General features: G+C 59.7%; 3 protein-coding genes and 1 pseudogene. All 4 read left to right on the top strand.

Features of this window, described 5'->3' with window-relative positions; genetic code table 11:
• Positions 1-337 (top strand): annotated as a pseudogene (locus tag NW820_RS06645) (hypothetical protein); the annotation flags it as partial.
• 70 nt (positions 338-407) lie between these two features.
• Positions 408-596 carry a hypothetical protein gene (locus NW820_RS06640; protein WP_414374286.1) on the top strand — a complete coding sequence of 63 codons (189 nt, stop codon included), beginning with the start codon at positions 408-410 and terminating at the stop codon, positions 594-596.
• A 129-nt stretch (positions 597-725) separates the two neighbouring features.
• A complete protein-coding gene (locus NW820_RS06635) occupies positions 726-1,961 on the top strand; it encodes a hypothetical protein (protein ID WP_414407033.1) in 1,236 nt (411 codons plus the stop codon).
• A gap of 7 nt (positions 1,962-1,968) precedes the next feature.
• Positions 1,969-2,375: NUDIX domain-containing protein (locus NW820_RS06630; protein WP_414407032.1), on the top strand; the 407-nt coding region annotated here is incomplete at its 3' end.

Raw genomic sequence — 2,375 nt, 5'->3', positions numbered from 1 at the left:
AAGCTATAGAGACGCTGCAATGGGCACTGTCATTTTTGACCATGAACGAAGGTCATTTATGCTCGTAACAAGCCAGCCCATTAAGAAGTCCTCGGTGCCAATTGGCAGCGCAAGACCGCTGCGAGTTGTCCATGAACACGGCAACACTCCTTTGGAAGTTCTGGCTATACAAACTTACCATCTCTCCCAGCTTCATCCCGCCAGTGGTTTTCAAGCCTGTAGGCTTCCTTGGGTATTGCACTTTGCCGACAAAAGCAGTAAAGAGTTCCAGCGCATTGGCAACAGCATTTTTAGTGTGCTGCAGAACATAAACCGAGAGAAGTTGATTGCCGTCTAGCCAAGGGAGGGGATCCCCACCTGCCGGCCTTGCTAGGATTGGGGGGGTGGTTGGTGTTGCGGCTATGGAGATGAATGAGGTCTGGAAGACCTTTCTGAGCAATCCTGTTCCGTTCTGTGGCGGTTTTCTCAGCGGCCTGCTGCGTTTGGATGTGAAGCAAGATCCGCTGCGCAGTTGGCTGGAGTCCCAGGGGCTGAGGGTGGAGGAGCCCCCGCCTTCCGGTCGCTCCGACGGCCCCCAATCCATTTCCATTGAATAGGCGTACTCAATCGGCGGGCAGAGAGTAGGGATCCCTTCCGAACGCTTTCTCTCAGGTGTGGGAAGCGCTCTGATCCGGGCACAAGCAGCGACAAGAAGGGCAGCAAGAGCGGTGTTGCGAGGTGAGCTGATGTTCCCTGAACCCTCCCAATTTAGGAAGCGGCAGGGATCCCTTCGAGGCTGGGGCTATCTCGGCGGGGTGGTGTTCCTGGCAACGGGACTGGTCGGTCTGCCGTCAGGGGATCCAGCCGTGGCCCAATCGGCTCCCTCTTCTCTTGCCAGCCCTAAGCAGGATCCCCAAGCTTGGCTGGAGCGCTACAACGCCGCTCTAGAGCAATTGCCCCCTTTGCCCAACTTGCAATATCGCCAGCAGGTGCGGGTGGAGGGATCCCAAACCTTCACAGCCACGTTGGATGTGCTCTACCGCCGCGACGGCAGTTGGCAGGCTTGGGTAGCCGAAGGGGATCGCATCCGCCTCTTGGATTCGCGCCAATTGGAAGTGGTGAACCAGTCGGATCTGCTGCAGCTGTACTCGGTGTATGTGAGCCGACCGGAAGCCCTCTTGCCCTCGGTGAGCTTTTACTTGAAGGCGGATCCCAGCCGCTACCGCGTCCTCTCCTCAGAACGGGTGGATTTGGCTGGATCCCCTGTCCAGCACTTGCGCCTAGAGCCCATTCAGGAAGGCCAGTTGCGGGAGCTGTGGCTGGATCCGCAGTCGGGGCTGCCGCGGCAGGTGTTGCTGTTTTTGTCGGGGGTGTGGGGGCAGGCCTATGTCCTGATGGGGTTTACGGCGGTGCCAGCTCCCGAGGGAGGGGAGCGCTACTGGCTGCCGGAGAGCACCCGCATCAATTTGGGCTATGGCTTTTGGACCCTGGAGGGCCTGAACCGCCGCGTGTTCAGGGGATCCCTGTCCATCCAGCATGACTACCAGGACTACCGCATTTTGCCAGAAGGGACGCAGTTGCGCTTTTTGCCTTCGCAGCCGCCGGTGGATGCGCCGCCGGTGGTAGCCGGCCTGCCGGGGAGCGCTCCTCAAGCGGAGTTGGGAGATGTGCGGGCCTTGGGAGTGGATGAGCAGGGCAACCAGCAGTTCAGCATTGGCCTGGGCCGGCGCTCCAGCCCGGACAATTCCTTGGAAGACCGAATCGTTGCTTTCAACCTAACCCGACCCACCAGCCGCAACGCCCTGACCCAAATCGATACTTTAGCTCTTTTGCCTCTGGGGAATGGCCAGTTGCCCATCTATCTCTTCCAATTCGACACCGGTCGCCCCCTCTCGCCCCTGCAAGGGGTGGAGCGCCCGCGGGTGGATCCCAATGAGGTCTTCGCTCCCAGGCCGCCAGCCATCAGACTCTTCGGAGATTAGTTCCCCAATGCTGATAGATGCTGCCTATGGGGTGATCCCCATCCTGCCCCACCCACCCGCCCAGGAAGCTCCCAGACTGGGCTCTTCGCATTTGTATCTGCTCATCCAGCACCAGAAGGGGCATTGGGCTTTCCCAAAAGGGCACAAGGATAGCTCCGAAAGCGACCTGGAGGCGGCGCAGCGAGAATTGCGAGAGGAAACCGGCTTGACCGACTACCAGCTTCTGACCCTGCCCGGCCAGTCTGACCCTTTGACGCTGCAGGAAGCCTACACCTTTACGGATCCAGAGGGGAACCGAGTGGCCAAAACCGTTACCTACTACGTGGCCTTGCTGCCGCCCCAATTTCCTCCCCCTGAGCTACAGGTGCAACCAGAGGAGGTGGCCGCCTACCGCTGGTGCTCCTACCCCGAAGC

It is taken from the genome of Synechococcus sp. R55.7 (assembly GCF_047461955.1).
GTDB lineage: Bacteria > Cyanobacteriota > Cyanobacteriia > Thermostichales > Thermostichaceae > Thermostichus.
The sequence above is the reverse complement of the archived record's forward strand: the minus strand, read 5'-3'. Positions and strand labels throughout refer to the sequence as shown.

What these genes read in the sequence shown, in the direction of transcription:
- NW820_RS06640 (WP_414374286.1), top strand. Translation starts at nt 408, where the DNA reads ATGAATGAGGTCTGGAAGACCTTTCTGAGCAATCCTGTTCCGTTCTGT.
- NW820_RS06635 (WP_414407033.1), top strand. Translation starts at nt 726, where the DNA reads ATGTTCCCTGAACCCTCCCAATTTAGGAAGCGGCAGGGATCCCTTCGA.